This is a genomic window from Paenibacillus xylanexedens, assembly GCF_007676705.1.
Lineage (GTDB): Bacteria > Bacillota > Bacilli > Paenibacillales > Paenibacillaceae > Paenibacillus > Paenibacillus xylanexedens_C.
Map to the genome: position 1 here is coordinate 732,186 of NZ_VEBF01000001.1, position 17,884 is coordinate 750,069.

Consider the following 17,884-nt stretch of genomic DNA (forward strand, 5'->3'; position numbering starts at 1 on the left):
TTGCTTATCGTTGTACTGTCTCCATAATGAAGGCTTCGATAACGTCGCCTTCTTTGAGATCATTATATTTATCCAGTGTGATACCACACTCGTAACCTTGGGCTACTTCTTTGGCATCATCTTTATAACGTTTCAGGGAATCCAGCTTACCTTCGTAAAGGACAATGCCATCACGAATCAGGCGTGCTTCCGCAGAACGCGTAATTTTACCCGAGGTAACCATACAACCAGCGATGGTACCCACTTTACTGATGGAGAATGTGCTCCGAACTTCAGCATGACCGATAACTTTTTCTTTGTAGATCGGATCAAGCATACCTTTCATCGCTTGTTCAATTTCTTCGATAACACTGTAGATTACGCGATGCAGACGAATGTCTACTTGCTCTTGATCTGCAGTTGCTTTCGCCTGGTTATCAGGACGAACGTTGAAACCAATCACGATGGCATTGGATGCTGCAGCCAAAATGATGTCGGACTCGGTGATTGCACCAGCGCCGCTATGAATGATTTTCACGCGTACACCTTCAACTTCGATCTTCGCAAGGGAACCTTTCAATGCTTCAACCGAACCTTGTACGTCACCTTTGATGATTACGTTCAGATCTTTGATCTCGCCATCTTTGATGTGCTGGAACAGATCATCCAATGTTACACGAGTATGCGTACCCAGATCGGATTCACGTTGCGTAATCGCACGTTTGTCAGCGATGGAACGCGCTTTGCGCTCATCTTCAAACACCATGAATGGATCTCCCGCACCTGGAACTTCAGTCAGACCTGTGATTTCTACAGGTGTCGAAGGTCCAGCTTCTTTCAGACGGCGACCTTTGTCATTGACCATCGCGCGAACACGACCGAAGCAGTTACCTGCTACGAAAGCATCTCCGACTTTCAATGTACCGTGCTGTACGAGGATACGGGCAACTGGGCCACGTCCTTTATCCAGCTCAGCTTCAATCACTGTACCACGGGCACGTTTGTCCGGGTTCGCTTTGTATTCGTTCACTTCTGCAACGAGCAAAATCATTTCAAGCAGACCTTCCAGACCCATTCTTTGTTTCGCTGATACGTTAACAAAGATGGTATCTCCGCCCCACTCTTCCGGAACGAGTTCATAGTTGGTCAATTCTTGTTTCACTTTATCCGGATCGGCACCCGGTTTGTCAATTTTATTGACAGCAACGATAATTGGAAGTCCAGCAGCTTTGGCATGGTTAATGGCCTCAATGGTTTGTGGCATAACACCGTCATCTGCTGCTACGACAATAATCGTCATATCCGTAACCTGTGCACCACGCGCACGCATCGCTGTAAACGCTTCGTGACCCGGAGTATCCAAGAACGTGATCTTTTTGCTGTTGATCTCGACTTGGTATGCACCGATATGTTGCGTGATACCGCCTGCTTCGCCGCCTGTTACATTCGTGGAACGAATAGCATCCAGCAAAGTCGTTTTACCATGGTCAACGTGACCCATGATCGTAACTACTGGTGGACGAGCCTGCAAGTCAGCAGCATCATCATTCTCTTCCAGCGTCTCGAAACGGTCATCTTCAAGCACAATCTTCACTTCAACCTCAACACCGAATTCACCTGAAAGCAGAAGGATCGTTTCGATATCAAGCTCTTGGTTGATTGTTGCCATAACACCCATAGCGATGAGCTTTTTGATAACTTCGGAAGCATCCTTATGGAGCAACTTCGCCGTTTCGCCTACAGTCATATCACCACGAACGATGATTTTCTTAGGTGTGTTATCAATTTTCTCGCGTTGTTGGTACTGTTGTTGATTTCTGTTGCGGTTGTTCTTACCACCACGGTTACCACGGAAGTTACCGCCACGATTGTCATCATAACGACGTCCACCGCCACCGCTGTTAGAACGGTTGCCACTATTATTGTTGTTGCCAGTTGTGCCACCTGGGCCGCTTCTACGTTGGCCTTGTCCTTGGCTCTGACCTTGGCTACCGCTACGGTTGCCGCCAGTACCTGTATTGCCACCACTGTTAGGTCCTGAAGGTCTTACTTGGCCGCCACCGCTGTTAGCCGGACGTTGACCCGATCCTTGCGGACGGGATGCAGTACTGCTTTGTCCACCTTGAGCTGGTCTAGGACGGTTAGTTGATTGTCCTCCTTGGCTTGAGCCTTGGGAAGAGTTCGTTCTGTTGCGGCTGTCTTGGCCGCTGGGTCTTTGGGTGCCATTGTTATTGTTGGAATTTGGTCTATTGTTCATACCTACCTGCTTTTCCTGTTGTATTTTTGTTTGTACGGGACTACCGGATGTGTTACTGCTATTCGGCGTGTTCACTCCGCCGGCCGGCTTGTTGCTGTCCACTGTTTTGTCACTGCGTACTGCCGAAGTAGCAACTGGTTTTGCTTCGTTGCCTTGTTTGGAAGCAGCAGTGGATTTTATATCTTTAAAAAATTGTTCCACCTTACCGACTGATCCATTCTCCATGACACTCATATGATTGTTTACGGGAATTTCCAGCTTTTTAAGAATGGTTATAATTTCTTTACTACTCATATTAAGGGACTTCGCATATTCATAAACTCGCAATTTATCCTTGTTTTCCTGTTTACTCAATATACTCCACCTCCGACATTATACCGACTTGCTTGGAGATCATTTTTGCAAACCCTCGATCCGTTACTGCAAGAACAACACGCGTGTCTTTACCGATACTTGAACCTAAATTATCCCGGTCAAATCCGATTAACAGAGGAACCTTATAAGTTCCACATTTATCGCGAAATTTCTTTTGTGTATTGGCTGAGGCGTCACCCGCAACAATAACCATCTTAGCTTCGGAAGAACGGATCGCTTTAAGTACAATTTCTTCACCTGTTACAAGTTTACCTGCACGCATAGCGAGTCCCAGATAAGACAGCGTTTTAATATTAGTCATGTTCACGCTCCTGTGCTGCTATGAATTCATCCTCAACCGCGATGAAATCAGCTGCTAATTGCTCGTAAATTTCAGGTGAGACTTTGCCTTTTAACGCCCGATCCAAAGCCCGGTTTTTGAGTGCGAGCTTAAAACAGGACTCTTTGCCGCATAAATAGGCACCACGTCCGGATTTTTTGCCAGTCAAATCGATCAGCACTTCATCCTCTGGCGTTTTAACGATGCGGATCAGCTGCTTTTTGGGCATCATTTCCTGGCATGCCACACATTTGCGCAGCGGCACTTTTTTTGGTTTCATACGTCAGCGCCCCCCGTACTTTACTTTAGTCGACGGAGACGGAATCCTGATGCATTTCAGAAGAAGAATCTTTTTCTCTGCCGAATTCCTGTTCCGCCTGGCTCTCGCTCTTAATGTCGATTTTCCAGCCGGTTAATTTGGCTGCCAATCTGGCATTTTGGCCTTTGATACCAATTGCGAGCGACAGTTGATAGTCCGGAACGATAACCCGAGCCATCTTTTCTTCCTCAAATACATGAACTTCCAATACTTTGGAAGGACTCAGTGCATTAGCAACATATTCGTCTACCTGATCGGAGAAACGAACGATGTCGATTTTTTCACCGCGCAGCTCACCCACAATGGTCTGCACGCGCATTCCCTTAGGACCTACACAAGATCCAACTGGATCAACTTCCTCGTTGCGGGAATGAACGGCAATCTTGGAGCGGAACCCTGCTTCGCGAGCGACGGAGCGAATCTCAACTACACCGTCGAAGATCTCAGGCACTTCCAGTTCAAAGAGACGTTTCAAGAGGCCCGGATGAGTACGGGACAATATGATTTGCGGCCCTTTGGTCGTATTCTCGACCTTGGTGATATACGCCTTAATACGGTCACCATGAACAAACTTCTCGTTCGGCATCAATTCGGTCAGCGGTAAAGCCGCTTCGATTTTGCCCAGATCGATGTAGATATTGCGCAAATCCTGACGCTGCACCACTCCCGTAACGATATCCTCTTCCTTGTCTACGAAAGCGTTGTAGATCAGGCCGCGTTCGGCTTCACGAATCCGCTGGGTCACCACCTGTTTGGCAGTTTGTGCGGCGATACGTCCGAAATCACGCGGCGTAACTTCAATCTCCGCAATATCTTCCAGCTGGAAGTGAGGGTTGATTTCTCGTGCAGCAGGCAATGAAATTTCGGTACGTGAATCCAGGACTTCTTCCACGATCAATTTACGGGCATACACCCGGATAACTCCCGTATTACGGTTCATGTCAACACGCACATTCTGGGCCGTGTTGAAATTCCGCTTGTAGCTGGAAATTAGTGCAGCCTCGATCGCTTCAAACAGCACATCCTTGCTGATCCCTTTTTCCCGTTCCAATTCATTCATTGCTTCAATAAAATCCATACTCATGAATGTTGATCCCCCTTTCAAACATGGCATCTCATACGTAAAACGGCGAAAGGCTCTGAACTCGTGAGCACCTTGCCGTTATCGTGAGATGTGTCTTTTTCATTAATAAAGTGAACAAGGCACTTAAAACAAAATAGCTAGGCGCGCACTGGCAACCTTATCATAAGAAATGGCATGCTGTTTCTTGCCTGCCTCGATCACGAGTTCCCCGTCATCAAAAGAAAGCAGCTTGCCTTCAAATTCCTTCAATCCGTTCACCGGCTCGTAGGTTGTAACAAAAACATTTTTTCCTACAGCTTTGGTAACGTCCTCAGGTTTTTTCAGTGGACGCTCCGCACCGGGAGAAGACACTTCAAGGAAATAGATGGTTGGAATCGGATCGTTCTCATCCAGCTTGGCGCTCAGCTTTTCGCTGATCAAGACGCAATCGTCGATGTCGATGCCACCCTCTTTGTCGACATACACCCGCAAAAACCAGTTGCTGCCTTCTTTGACGTATTCGATGTCAACCAGCTCGAAGCCTTGTTCGTTCAAGTAGGGTTGGATCATTTCTTCCACGGTAGATTTAATGTTCGTTGTGCTCAAAACCAATAACCTCCAACTTAGGTTACACCAGCAAAAAAGCACTGGCAGATTATTAAATACCCAAGATTCTTGTATACCAAAGACTAAAGAGTGGGTTTCCCCACTCTTTAGAAATTCGTACTATCTCGTTCACTTCAAAAATTATAACATAGTCTGGTAATAGTGACAAGTAAGCGATGATTCAGACAGTTTACTTACTAATGAAGGAAAAATTACGCATCCCCCACCAATCACTTGTCCATGATTCAAATCTAATCCTAGAACAGGGAAAGCTGGTTGCTCTCTGGTAAACCGCGGAAACACCCCATAGTCGACAGGAGTTCAACAATCGTCTTACTCGCTTTCGACTTCTGCTGGAAATCTTCCACTGACAGGAATTCACCATGTTCTCTTGCCGCAGCAATATTACGTGCAGCATTGTCTCCGATTCCTGCCAACGCGGAGAACGGAGGGATTAATGTTTTCCCGTCAACGATAAATTTCGTAGCTTCCGAACGATATAAGTCAATCGGTTTAAGTGAGAATCCGCGCGCTGCCATTTCCAAACCCATTTCAAGGACAGGTAACATGTTTTTCTCTTTCGGTGGTGCCTGGAAACCTAATTGCTCGATCTCTACAATTTTGCGATAGATCGCTTCATATCCCTGACACATGAGTTCAATATCAATCTCATCCGCCCGAACGGTAAAGTAAGTTGCGTAATATTCAATGGGATGATACAGCTTGAAGAACGCAGTACGTACTGCCGAAATAACATAAGCGGCCGCGTGGGCCTTCGGGAACATGTACTGGATTTTGAGACATGAATCGATGTACCATTGAGGCACTTTACAATTCTTCATCTCATCGATCCATTCCTGAGGCAGACCACGCCCTTTACGAACACTCTCCGTAATTTTGAAGGCCAGACTCGCGTCCATACCTGCCTTATAAATTAGGAACAACATGATGTCATCCCGACAGCCAATTACCGTCTTGATGTTACATGTTCCATTCTTTATCAGATCCTGAGCATTCCCAAGCCATACACCTGTACCATGAGACAATCCCGAAATCTGAAGTAAATCGGCAAAAGATGTCGGCTGGGATTCGATAAGCATCTGACGAACGAATTTCGTCCCCATCTCCGGCACCCCAAACGTCGCAACAGGGGAGCGAATCTGTTCAGGTGTAACACCCAGAGCCTCGGTTGAGTTAAACATGCTCATAACTTTGGGATCATTCATCGGAATGCTTGTAGGATCAACACCTGTCAAATCCTGCAACATCCGCATCATAGTTGGATCATCGTGCCCCAGAATATCAAGTTTCAGCAAGTTTTCCTCAAAAGCATGGTAATCAAAGTGTGTTGTTTTCCACTCCGCATTAACGTCATCTGCCGGGAACTGAACGGGTGTAACATCTTCGACCTCAATATAATCGGGTACCACGACAATACCGCCAGGGTGCTGTCCGGTGCTCCGTTTTACCCCAGTACACCCGGAAGCCAAACGATTCAATTCGGCTCCGCGCCATTTCTTGTGATGTTCTTCCTCATACTTCTTGGCAAAACCAAATGCTGTTTTCTCAGCCACCGTACCAATGGTCCCCGCACGAAAAACACTTTTTTCACTAAACAGTACTTTCGTATAGTTATGCGCATGAGGCTGATAATCACCAGAGAAGTTCAAGTCAATATCGGGAACTTTATCTCCTTTAAATCCAAGGAAGGTCTCAAACGGAATATCCTGGCCTTCTCCTTTAAGTGTGCCACCACAATCTGGGCATTCTTTCTCGGGAAGGTCAAATCCACTCCGAACACTACCGTCTAGGAACCACTCACTGTGCTTGCATTCTGAATTCACACAAATATAGTGAGCGGGCAATGGATTAACTTCGGATATACCTAGGAATGTAGCCACGACAGAGGAGCCGACCGATCCCCGCGAACCTACAAGATAACCATCCTGATTCGATTTTTTAACCAACCGTTCCGAGATCAGATAGTTGGCAGAGAAACCATATTTAATAATTGGAATCAGTTCTTTCTCTAATCGTGCCACGATAACTTCAGGCAATTCCTCACCATAGATGGACTTGGCAGTGTCATAGCAGGTATTACGAATTTCATCGTCGGCACCTTCCAGAATCGGAGTAAACAGTTTGTCCGGAAACAGTTTGATTTCTTCAAATCGGTCAGACAATTCCACCGTGTTCGTAACAACGACTTCGTAAGCTTTATCTTGGCCCAGGAACTGGAACTCTTCCAGCATTTCCTCCGTCGTTCTGAAATGTGCATCTGGTTTCCGTTGATCTTTCAGTGGACTAAATCCTGTAATGCCGTGAATGGTGATATCCCGATATAGTTTGTCACGAGGTTCCAAATAGTGCACATTGCCTGTCGCTATAACCGGCTTACCCAATTTCGACCCGATATCAATGACTTTACGGATCGCTGTTTTGATTTCTTCGGGTGTAGCCACCAACCCTTTATCCACCAAATGCATATACATTGTAAGTGGTTGGATCTCCAATATGTCATAGAACTCGGCGATCTCTTCCGCTTCTTCGAGCGATTTGTTAAGCACCGCTTCAAAGAACTCACCTTTTTCACAACCCGATATAATAACGAGTCCTTCACGCAAATTAATCAGTTTCGACTTGGGAATGCAAGGTACCCGCTTGAAATGTTCCGTATGAGAGAGAGATACCAGTTTATAGAGATTTTTCTTGCCGACTTCATTCAGTGCATAGATTCCGCAATGGAAAGGTCTTGTATTCGACAAGTCGACACCTACATAATCGTTCAGGCGATCAAGCCTCGTTATTCCTTTCATCTGGGCAGCATCATTTAGTAATCCGATCAGTATACCTGCAAGAGCAACCGTATCATCAATGGCCCGGTGATGACTTTCAAGTCCAACTTTATATTTATCCGCCATCGTATTCAGACGGTGGTTCTTGTTTTTTGGAAATAATAATCGTGCCAGTTCCAACGTGTCAAGGACAGGGTTAGGAAGCTCTGGCATTCCAATCTGCTTCAGGGAAGCTTGAATAAAGCCCATATCAAAACGTGCATTATGCGCAACAAGTACACCATCTCCGGCAAACTGTACAAACTCTCGGATAACTGGCTCCAATTCAGGTGCGTCTTTTACCATGTCATCATTAATATTAGTCAATTGCTGAATATTGTAGGGAATGCGTTCATGCGGATTCACAAAAGTCGCATACCGGTCGATTTCTTTACCATCTTGCATCTTAACAGCAGCGATCTCAATAATTTTGTTCTGTGTAACTGAAAGACCTGTAGTCTCGATATCAAATACGATGTATGTCGCTGTTTGGAGATCCAATGGCTGTGGAGCCATTACGACTGCAACGGAGTCATTCACTACATTGGCCTCAAGGCCGTAGATCATTTTAATCCCATTTTTCTTGGCAGCCTTGGAAGCCTCAGGATATACCTGTACACCACCATGATCACTGACAGCAATCGCCTTGTGTCCCCACTCCGCTGCCATTTTCACGTATTTGTCGATCGAAGTTACAGCATCCATCGTGCTCATCGTAGAATGCAAATGGAACTCTACCCGTTTCTCTGGTGCATTATCCTTGCGAGACGGCGGTGCTTTGACTTCAATCAGATCTGAAGGGATCATGGCGAGTTCAGGAATCTGCATAAACCGGTCATACTCTACACGGCCACGCACTTTCACCCATTTACCGTTAGCCAGCAAACTGAGAATTTTAACATCCTCTTTTGTTTTGGCAAACATCTTCATTTGCATGGAGTCTGTGAAGTCGGTCAGGTAGAAGGTAAACAACGTATTTCCGTTTCGCAGTTCTTTGCGATCCAGACCAAATACAGAACCTTGAAGCGTGACCTTTTTCTCTTCATCCTGGATTTCCTGCATGGGCACTGCTGGCTCCTTAATATCGTAACCCATCTGCAAACGCAGATCGCCCTGCTCCTCATCCACCGGGATTTCTGTGTCCACTTCACTCATCATCTTCTCGATGACCTCAAGTTCCTCTACACGTTTTTGGGCCTGGAACTGTTCCATGGCCTCTTTATTGCTTGCCACTTCGCCCACTTGCATCTTGATGCGAAGAGGAAGATGAAAGTACTTGTCATAGAATTTCGTAATAGCCTGATCAATCTGTTTCTTACGAGCCAATTCCATCGACGTTGCATCACTCATTGTCAGTTGCAGGAGATCCTCTTCACATTTAAAGGTTGTCCGGTTCATCCAACCATTTACAGATGGAATCTCACGGGTTACCCACTCCAGAAACAGATTCCAATATTCACTGACGATATCGCCATTTTGTACTTGGTCCGTATATTTGAAGCCAAATGAGATCTTGGCGATATGATTCATCTTCTCCTGAATATGCAGACAAAATGTGCGATAAATTGGAGCGGGTACCAATGTATCCTTCGCAATCAGGATATTCCACTCCCGATTACTGCGGTTAGTCTCTACTTGTTCAATCCATCCATCCAAAAAATAGGGCTCTAACAGACCAGCTGGAAGCTCTGCCTGTTTCATCAACAACTCAAACCGTTTTCTCTTCTCTTCGAATCCGCTCATCGTGTTCCTCCTTGTACCCCCTTAAAGCATGAAAAGCCCCTGCATTCAAAAATGTCACCGATCCGAACTCGCACCGACTCATTTTATCCGACAGAAGCTCTCCATTCATTACTCTTACAGTCCGTACGTGCCGTTATATAAATTGAACAAAAAGATATTTACACTTACCACTCCGATAACAGAACAACCTTCCGATCGCTGTTATCCCCAGATTTTTTGATTCCCTTTTACAAAGGGGAAAATCCGGGGATAAAGGCGCAGCGTATGCTTCCGATGTAGCTTTCTTTCAGAAAGCTTTTAGCTCCGCTTCTTCAGATTATTTCTGTTCTCTACGTTCTCATGTAAATGTTTAGTTCAATGTATATAGTCAGGTTATCCTGACTTAATACGCTCTTGCAAACACAACCGTGTGTTTTGCCTGTTCACCACAAGCCAGGCACGTATGCTTTTCTTCCGCAGGCTGGAACGGGATGTTCCGGCTTGTTGCACCTGTAACTTCTCTTACTTTATCTTCGCAAGTTTCTGAACCGCACCAGCCAGCCAGTGTAAACCCGCGTTTATTTTCCATTAGTTCTTTCATCTCATCAAGTGTATCCACAGAGTAGAAGTTATCCGACATAAATGTCCGAGCACGTTCCAGCATATCTACCTGTATCTGTGTCAACATAGACTGAATTTCTTCTACCAAGTTCGCTTGTTCTACCACTTTCTTCTCACCTGTGATGCGTGATACGAGCACACAAACGCCATTTTCCATATCACGTGGACCGATTTCCAGACGGATCGGAACACCGCGCATCTCGTATTCATTGAATTTCCAACCTGGGCGAACATCGCTGCGGTCATCCATTTTCACACGGACGCCAGCTTTTTTCAACTCAGTGAACAACTCATCTGCACGTCCCACAACAGCATCACGCGTTTTCGGAGGTCCAATTGGAATCATAACCACTTGCGTCGGTGCTACTTTTGGCGGAAGCACGAGACCACGGTCATCTCCGTGAACCATAATTAACGCACCAATCAAACGTGTGCTTACCCCCCATGAAGTGGTGTAAGCCAGTTCCAACACATTGTTTCGGCTAAGATACTGAATTTCAAATGCTTTTGCGAAGTTCGTTCCCATGTAGTGTGATGTACCTGCTTGTACAGCACGTCCATCTTTCATCATGGCTTCGATCGAGTACGTATCCACTGCACCCGCAAACTTCTCGGATTTGGTTTTCTGACCCACAATTACAGGGATAGCCAAATACTCTTCAACCACTTCACGATAAATTTCAAGCATTTTCATCGTTTCTTCACGCGCTTCTTCTTCAGTCTCATGTGCAGTGTGACCTTCTTGCCACAGGAACTCACTTGTGCGAAGGAAAGGCAGCGTTCTTTTTTCCCAACGGACCACGTTAGCCCACTGATTGATCAGTACAGGTAGATCCCGATAAGACTGAATCCACTTGGAATACATGTGACCAATAATCGTTTCAGATGTAGGACGGATCGCCAGACGTTCTTCCAGCTTCTCTCCGCCAGCTTCCGTAACCCATGGTAGTTCAGGGTTAAAGCCTTCCACATGCTCTTTTTCCTTTTGGAAGAAACTCTCAGGGATGAACATCGGGAAATACGCATTGCGATGACCCGTTTCCCGGAAACGACGATCTAACTCATCTTTGATATGCTCCCAGATTTCAAATCCGTCTGGTTTGAACACAATACAACCACGTACGGGTGCATAATCCATGAGATCCGCTTTTTTGATAACATCAATATACCAGCGCGAGAAATCCTCACCCTGTGGTGTAATTTCAGTCACGAATTGTTTATCATTTTCCTTTGACATAAGACTCCAGCGTCCTCCCATAACGACTAGCTCTGAATGCTCAGAGCGTAGTCCAACCGTAATTATCCGTTAATTAAACGTAATATATCATTGTATGTTACTGCCAGCATCAAAACAAACAACATCGCAAATCCGATGAAATGTACCATGCCTTCACGGTTTGGATCAACAGGTCTGCCTCTCAGCGCTTCAATCCCCAAAAATACAAGACGGCTACCGTCAAGTGCAGGTATTGGCAACAGGTTGAAAATTCCAAGATACAGACTCAAAATAGCTGCCCATCTCGTTAACTGCTCAATTCCTTGTTTTGCAATCTGTCCTGTCACTTCAAATGTACGAACCGGACCACCAATATCGTCCATGTTAAATTGATTGATTAAATGTTTGAAACCTTCAAATATCACTTTGGTTGTATCAACCATTGCTACGCCGGATACTGTAAATGTTTCTACAAATCCAACAGATCGGGTAGGTAACGTAGGCACAATTCCCACTTTCCCGCCCTCTTGTCCTTCTACGGTACGTGGAGTAATCGTAATATTAAACGTTTCACTGCCTCGTCGCAGCGTCCACTCCATCGGCTTGTCTTTGGAATCAGCAATCATTGTTACCATTTTTTGTGAATCCGTACCAATAGCAGTACCGTTGATGGTTTCAATAATATCGCCCTTTTGCAGGTTCGCCTGATCGGCTGCCCCACCTTCAAGCACTTCACCAATTTCAAGATTTTTCGGGTTTTCCACCGGAACTCCTGCCATCTGCGCATATACAGCAAACAGCACAAATGCCAAGATAAAGTTCATCAGGGGTCCCGCAAAAATAGCCAATGCACGCTGCCCAACGGTTTTGCTGCCGAATTGGCGATCTTTCGGTGCAATCTGTGTTTGTTTGCCACGACTCACCAACATGGCTTGGGGGTGTATGCGATACTCCTGAATCTCACCATCTACATCCAGTTGAAGCTTCAGGGCCCTCTCCATATCAATGGAGATGACTTCACCACGTATTACATTTTTACGGTTATCCAACTGATCCAGATAAATCATTTTCACCTGATCGTCTGCAGATCTTACCGCAATGGTCTGACCTTCCTGGATCTCTACCAGTTCCGGGTCTTCCCCTGCCATCCGTGCATATCCGCCAAAAGGCAACAAACGCAATGTAAACTGGGTCTCGTTTCTTTTATATGAGAACAATTTGGGACCAAAACCGATCGCAAATTCCCGTACAAGAATACCGGCGCGTTTGGCAAAGTAATAATGCCCCCATTCATGAACCGTCACGATGACAAAGAACATGAGCACCGTTAGAAATACCACTTGTATGGTTTCCAATCCCTATCCATCCTCCTTCACGGCACATACCGCAGTCTGTCCCTCTAGATTATCATTATTCTCTGATGTCGCACAAGAGAATCACTTCTTCCATTTTGTTATGAAAAAAGAGATTACAGACTGGATGCAAGCTTACGGCTCTCCAGATCACATTGGGCGATCTCCTGCATGTCAGGCTCGTCCACATTGTGGTGCGCTTCCAGCACAGAAGCAATAATATCTTCTATTTTAAGGAACGAAATCTCTTTACGCAAGAAACGGGCTACAGCAACCTCGTTGGCTGCATTAAACGCCGTTGTTGCGGTTCCTCCCATTTTACCACACTCATACGCCATTCTTAAACATGGGAAACGTTCCATATCCATCTCACGGAAATGTAATTTCCCCGCCTGAGCAAGAGACAGACGCTGTGCTGGTGATGGCAGACGGTCAGGGTAAGTCAGTGCATATTGAATAGGAACTCGCATATCCGGATTCCCTAGTTGAGCGATGATGCTGGTATCATCAAATTCCACATACGAATGAATAACACTCTCCGGGTGAAGCAATACGTTAATCTGATCATATTGAAGACCAAATAACCAGTGTGCTTCAATGACCTCAAGCCCCTTGTTTACCATCGTTGCGGAATCTATCGTGATTTTGGAGCCCATTGACCAATTTGGATGCTTGAGCGCATCCTCTATAGTAACGTTTTTCAACTGTTCACGGGTAAGATCACGAAATGATCCACCTGAAGCGGTGAGTGTGATGCCTGTCAGGCGTTCTCTGTTTTCACCATTCAAGCATTGGAATATAGCAGAGTGCTCACTATCAACAGGCAGTAAAGAGACTCCTTTAGCAGAAGCTCTTGTAGTGACAATATGCCCCGCCGTAACCAATGTCTCCTTGTTAGCCAGTCCAATCTGTTTGCCTGCGTCTATGGCAGCAAGCGTTGACTCCAATCCAACACTCCCCACTACCGCTGTAACAACCGTATGCGCATCGGTTCCTGCTGCAACTTCTACGAGTCCTTCGTTGCCGTAAAACAGCTGCGTTCCTGCAGGCAAATGTGGAGCTACCTTCTCTGCCAATTCTTTGGATCCCACCGATACTTTCTTCGGTCGGTAACGTTTGGTTTGCTCAATCAGCAGGTCTGTATTGCCTCCGGCAGCCAATCCCTCCACTTGAAAAAGTTCTGGATGCATGTCTACTACATCAAGTGTCTGAGTTCCAATGGAACCAGTCGACCCGAGAATCGCAATTTTTTTCATGCTGCACCTCATCTTTAATTATCCAATGCTACAGTGAACAATGCTGTTATCTCAGACCATGTTCTTTTTTAGTAGGGCAGTAGCATTAGTATATGTACGAATGGAAAAACAACAATCCAGCTGTCGCACCGATCAAGAATACCTCCATGCCCCGGGAGAAGACTGCCTGAATCCTTGATATTATATACACGTTTGTAAGCAGACTGGACCAAATCGCCCATCTGTCCTACAACTGCGCAGGCAATTCCGATCACGATCGCTCTCTGCCAAGAAAGCAAACCATCTGACACTAATGCAAAAACAACAGAAGTTATAATTGCAATCACTATGCCACCCAATGCACCCTCTACAGTCTTGTTTGGACTGATGGAAGGCCACAGTTTGTTTTTACCAATCCATTTCCCTACAAAATAAGCCCCTGCATCACTTGCCCATATAGAGCCAAGCAAGAGGAACGTCCAGAACAATCCATGATGCAGGTGTCTGGATTCTGCAATGTAATAGAAACCAATCCCTATATACAGTACGCCAAGGAAAAGCATGGCTACTGTATTCACGGGAACCTTATTCTTAGTGACAACCGAAGCTGTCATTAGTACAAGCATTACAATCCAGATGACCTGAAATAAGGATAGCGGTCTTGCTTCCCAAAGCATTTCCCAAGGAAACACTATGGCAAAAACACCCGCATATCCAATCAGGGCCACACCTGAAAAAGGCATCACCCCGGTCATTTTTACAAATTCATAATAACCGATGAGAGCCATAAGCAATACCAAACCATGGTACCAGGGTCCGCCCAGCATGCAAAAACCTAAAAACAACACACCTGCTATGATTCCTGTCGTTAATCGCTGTTTCAACGGCTTCATCCTCCATCTATTTCAAACCGCCGTAACGCCTTGTTCTGCGCTGATATTCGGCTACTGCTTCAAGCAAATGCTTTTTGCCAAATTCGGGCCAGTATATATCCGTAAACCATAATTCACTATATGCAAGTTGCCAGAGCATGAAGTTACTCAATCTCAACTCCCCACTCGTCCGGATTAGCAGATCCGGATCAGGCATGTCAACCGTCAACATATGTCTATCAATGAGTTCAGGTGTTATGTCCTCAGCCGATAGTTCCCCCGATTTCACCTGCAGAGCGATCTGTTTAACACAGTCTGTCATTTCTCGACGACTTCCATAATTCATTGCAAAGTTCAAAACGAGACCAGTATTATGTTCCGTAAGACGAATGGCTTCCCGCAAGGCATTGATGGTATGAGAAGGTAAATGTTCCTCTTGGCCCATCATGCGAATGCGCACATTTTTTTCTATAAGTTCATCCAGCTCAATGGCCAGAAATTCTTGCGGAAGTCGCATCAGAAAATCCACTTCTTCTTTTGGACGCGTCCAGTTTTCTGTCGAAAAAGCGTACATCGTCAGATATTTGATGCCCAGTTCATCCGCCGCGATGGTCGCACGTTTGACCGCCTTCATGCCATTTTGGTGTCCGGCTATACGCGGGAGTCCCAAACGTTTGGCCCATCGTCCATTGCCGTCCATGATGATGGCGACGTGCTGCGGGATATTGTCCTCGGATATAGTCAGCGTTTCCTGCTTGTCAGCCCCATTCCACCACGACCGAACCCGTTTGATCATTCCTGTTCCTCCAAAATCCCTGAAGTTTCTTTATCTGAAGCTTGGAAAAAGAGACAAAACCCCACCGTATTGGAGGGGCTGCGCTTGTCTTACACTTCCATGATTTCTTTTTCTTTGGCAGCAAGTACCTTATCGACTTCAGCAATAAACTTGTCGGTCGATTTTTGGATATCGTCCTGATGTCTCCGGGATTCATCCTCGGAAATGTCTGACTTCTCCATTTTCTTGATGTCATCATTCGCGTCACGGCGAATGTTACGAATCGCTACTTTACCTTCTTCACCGAACTTCTTCGTCAGCTTCACAAGTTCCGCTCTGCGTTCTTCCGTCAATGCCGGAATGGACAGACGGATCATGCTACCATCATTCGCTGGAGTAAGACCCAGGTCCGATTTCATGATGGCACGCTCGATATCACCCATGGAAGATTTGTCCCACGGCTGAATCATCAGTGTACGGGAATCCGGAGTACTGATATTAGCGAGTTGATTCAATGGCGTCATTGCTCCATAATACTCTACCTGAATTCGGTCCAAAAGAGCTGGAGTTGCACGGCCTGCACGCAAAGTAGCCAGGTCACGACGCAATGCTTGAATTGCTTTTTCCATACGCTCTTCGGCATGTTGTTTAACCGCTTGTGGCATTAATCTACACTCCCTTTAACGATTGTTCCGATACGTTCACCCAGAACAACACGTTTGATGTTACCTTGTTCCGTAATGGCAAATACGATCAACGGGATGTTGTTGTCCTTACAAAGCGAGGATGCCGTCGAATCCATTACACCAAGGTCTTTGTTAAGAATATCCATATAAGTCAACTGATCAAATTTCACAGCAGTACTATCCTTAAACGGATCTGCTGAGTATACACCATCGACTTTATTCTTGGCCATCAAGATAACTTCTGCTTCAATCTCCGCTGCGCGTAGTGCTGCTGTTGTATCAGTGGAAAAGAACGGGTTACCTGTACCTGCTGCAAAAATAACGACCCGGCCTTTCTCCAGATGACGAATAGCTCTACGACGAATATAAGGCTCTGCAATTTGCTGCATTGCAATAGATGTCTGTACACGTGTAGGTACTTCAATCTGTTCCAAAGCATCCTGCAGTGCCAGCGAGTTCATTACCGTCGCCAGCATACCCATATAATCGGCAGTTGCACGATCGATGCCGTTTTCGCTACCAGCTATTCCACGCCAGATGTTTCCGCCGCCACATACAATAGCAACCTGTACACCAAGTGCAACAACCTCTTTTACCTGTTGGGCAATCGACGAGATCGTGTCTGCATCAATACCGTAGCCGTTTTGACCGGAAAGAGACTCTCCGCTGACCTTTAAGACAACACGTTTAAATACTGGCTGTTCCAATTATTCACCCTCCACTTTGAATTGAACACGCTCGGTGTTCAACCAACAAAACTTCTCGCGCATGGCCTCCTGCTTAAAAAGAAAGGAACACAGTTGTGTTCCGCTCTTTTAGGAAAAACGTTCAACCGGTAAGGCAATGTTTTCCTGAGATATAAGGGAGTTTACGCTTCGAAGTTTTATCATTCTTATATCTTCGAAAATCAATCTTGCTTGCCGGTTTAGAAAACCATCTTATTTGTTTACTTGGGACATTACTTCTTCTACGAAGTTGTCTACTTTTTTCTCAAGACCTTCACCCAGTTCGTAACGAACGAAACGACGGATGGAGATGTTTTCACCGATTTGGCTGATTTTTTCATTCAGCAATTGGGAAATCGTTTTGTCTGGATCTTTAACGAAAGTTTGTTCCATCAGGCAGTATTCTTCGTAGTATTTACCGATACGGCCTTCAACCATTTTTTCAATGATTTTCTCTGGTTTGCCTTCGTTAAGAGCTTGAGCTTTCAGAATTTCTTTTTCTTTTTCCAGCTCTTCTGTAGGAACTTCTTCGCGTGTAACGAATTTAGGGTTAGCTGCAGCAATTTGCATAGCTACATCTTTAACGAAATCCTTAAATTGATCTGTTTTACCAACGAAGTCTGTTTCACAGTTAACTTCAACCAGAACGCCAATACGTCCACCAGCGTGGATGTAAGATTCTACAACGCCTTCAGTTGCTGCACGGCCCGCTTTGCTTGCTGCTGCAGAAAGACCTTTCTCACGCAACAATTCAGCTGCTTTCGTTACATCACCGTTTGCTTCTTCCAGTGCTTTTTTGCAATCGAGCATACCAGCGCCCGTTCTTTCGCGAAGTTCTTTTACCGCACTCGCATTAACTGCCATTATAAATTCCCTCCAAAATTAAGTATTGTACGTACACTCTAAAAAAAGGGCAGTGAGAGGTTAT

Annotated in this window: 14 protein-coding genes; all 14 read right to left on the bottom strand. The window is 45.5% G+C overall.

The window, feature by feature from the left end; translation table 11 throughout:
- Positions 1-4 precede the first annotated feature (4 nt).
- Positions 5-2,590 carry a translation initiation factor IF-2 gene (infB, locus tag FS628_RS03165; protein WP_145318837.1) on the bottom strand — a complete coding sequence of 862 codons (2,586 nt, stop codon included), beginning with the start codon at positions 2,588-2,590 and terminating at the stop codon, positions 5-7.
- Entirely contained in the window at positions 2,583-2,912 is a 330-nt protein-coding gene (locus FS628_RS03170) for a YlxQ family RNA-binding protein (RefSeq protein WP_145318839.1), read from the bottom strand. Before FS628_RS03170 ends, infB begins: the two co-directional genes overlap by 8 nt.
- Positions 2,905-3,210, bottom strand: a complete 306-nt coding sequence (rnpM, locus tag FS628_RS03175) for an RNase P modulator RnpM (protein ID WP_036609307.1) — start codon at positions 3,208-3,210, stop codon at positions 2,905-2,907. The genes FS628_RS03170 and rnpM overlap by 8 nt, the downstream gene beginning before the upstream one ends.
- Positions 3,211-3,235: 25 nt before the next feature.
- Positions 3,236-4,333, bottom strand: coding sequence for a transcription termination factor NusA (gene nusA, locus FS628_RS03180; RefSeq protein ID WP_062833827.1), 1,098 nt, complete (start codon positions 4,331-4,333; stop codon positions 3,236-3,238).
- Positions 4,334-4,456: 123 nt separating this feature from the next.
- Positions 4,457-4,918: a ribosome maturation factor RimP gene (gene rimP, locus FS628_RS03185; RefSeq protein WP_062833826.1), complete on the bottom strand. Its 462-nt coding sequence runs from the start codon at positions 4,916-4,918 to the stop codon at positions 4,457-4,459.
- Positions 4,919-5,175: 257 nt separating this feature from the next.
- Entirely contained in the window at positions 5,176-9,495 is a 4,320-nt protein-coding gene (locus FS628_RS03190) for a PolC-type DNA polymerase III (protein ID WP_145318841.1), read from the bottom strand.
- A gap of 382 nt (positions 9,496-9,877) precedes the next feature.
- Entirely contained in the window at positions 9,878-11,332 is a 1,455-nt protein-coding gene (proS, locus tag FS628_RS03195; protein ID WP_145318843.1) for a proline--tRNA ligase, read from the bottom strand.
- Positions 11,333-11,394: 62 nt separating this feature from the next.
- On the bottom strand, positions 11,395-12,666 hold the full coding sequence (gene rseP, locus FS628_RS03200; protein WP_145318845.1) for an RIP metalloprotease RseP: 1,272 nt from the start codon (positions 12,664-12,666) through the stop codon (positions 11,395-11,397).
- Positions 12,667-12,779: 113 nt separating this feature from the next.
- Entirely contained in the window at positions 12,780-13,919 is a 1,140-nt protein-coding gene (locus FS628_RS03205; protein ID WP_145318847.1) for a 1-deoxy-D-xylulose-5-phosphate reductoisomerase, read from the bottom strand.
- A gap of 68 nt (positions 13,920-13,987) precedes the next feature.
- Positions 13,988-14,782, bottom strand: a complete 795-nt coding sequence (locus FS628_RS03210) for a phosphatidate cytidylyltransferase (RefSeq protein ID WP_145318849.1) — start codon at positions 14,780-14,782, stop codon at positions 13,988-13,990.
- Between the two features lie 16 nt (positions 14,783-14,798).
- On the bottom strand, positions 14,799-15,566 hold the full coding sequence (locus FS628_RS03215; protein ID WP_017689151.1) for an isoprenyl transferase: 768 nt from the start codon (positions 15,564-15,566) through the stop codon (positions 14,799-14,801).
- A gap of 89 nt (positions 15,567-15,655) precedes the next feature.
- Positions 15,656-16,210, bottom strand: a complete 555-nt coding sequence (frr, locus tag FS628_RS03220) for a ribosome recycling factor (RefSeq protein ID WP_017689152.1) — start codon at positions 16,208-16,210, stop codon at positions 15,656-15,658.
- Positions 16,210-16,938, bottom strand: coding sequence for a UMP kinase (gene pyrH / locus FS628_RS03225; protein ID WP_017689153.1), 729 nt, complete (start codon positions 16,936-16,938; stop codon positions 16,210-16,212). The genes frr and pyrH overlap by 1 nt, the downstream gene beginning before the upstream one ends.
- Before the next feature lie 231 nt (positions 16,939-17,169).
- Positions 17,170-17,820 carry a translation elongation factor Ts gene (gene tsf / locus FS628_RS03230; RefSeq protein ID WP_062833819.1) on the bottom strand — a complete coding sequence of 217 codons (651 nt, stop codon included), beginning with the start codon at positions 17,818-17,820 and terminating at the stop codon, positions 17,170-17,172.
- Positions 17,821-17,884 lie beyond the last annotated feature (64 nt).

Coding starts and splice junctions, on each gene's coding strand:
- FS628_RS03170 (WP_145318839.1), bottom strand. CDS start 2,912: ATGACTAATATTAAAACGCTGTCTTATCTGGGACTCGCTATGCGTGCA.
- rnpM (WP_036609307.1), bottom strand. CDS start 3,210: ATGAAACCAAAAAAAGTGCCGCTGCGCAAATGTGTGGCATGCCAGGAA.
- nusA (WP_062833827.1), bottom strand. CDS start 4,333: ATGAGTATGGATTTTATTGAAGCAATGAATGAATTGGAACGGGAAAAA.
- FS628_RS03190 (WP_145318841.1), bottom strand. CDS start 9,495: ATGAGCGGATTCGAAGAGAAGAGAAAACGGTTTGAGTTGTTGATGAAA.
- proS (WP_145318843.1), bottom strand. CDS start 11,332: ATGTCAAAGGAAAATGATAAACAATTCGTGACTGAAATTACACCACAG.
- FS628_RS03205 (WP_145318847.1), bottom strand. CDS start 13,919: ATGAAAAAAATTGCGATTCTCGGGTCGACTGGTTCCATTGGAACTCAG.
- FS628_RS03215 (WP_017689151.1), bottom strand. CDS start 15,566: ATGATCAAACGGGTTCGGTCGTGGTGGAATGGGGCTGACAAGCAGGAA.
- frr (WP_017689152.1), bottom strand. CDS start 16,210: ATGCCACAAGCGGTTAAACAACATGCCGAAGAGCGTATGGAAAAAGCA.
- tsf (WP_062833819.1), bottom strand. CDS start 17,820: ATGGCAGTTAATGCGAGTGCGGTAAAAGAACTTCGCGAAAGAACGGGC.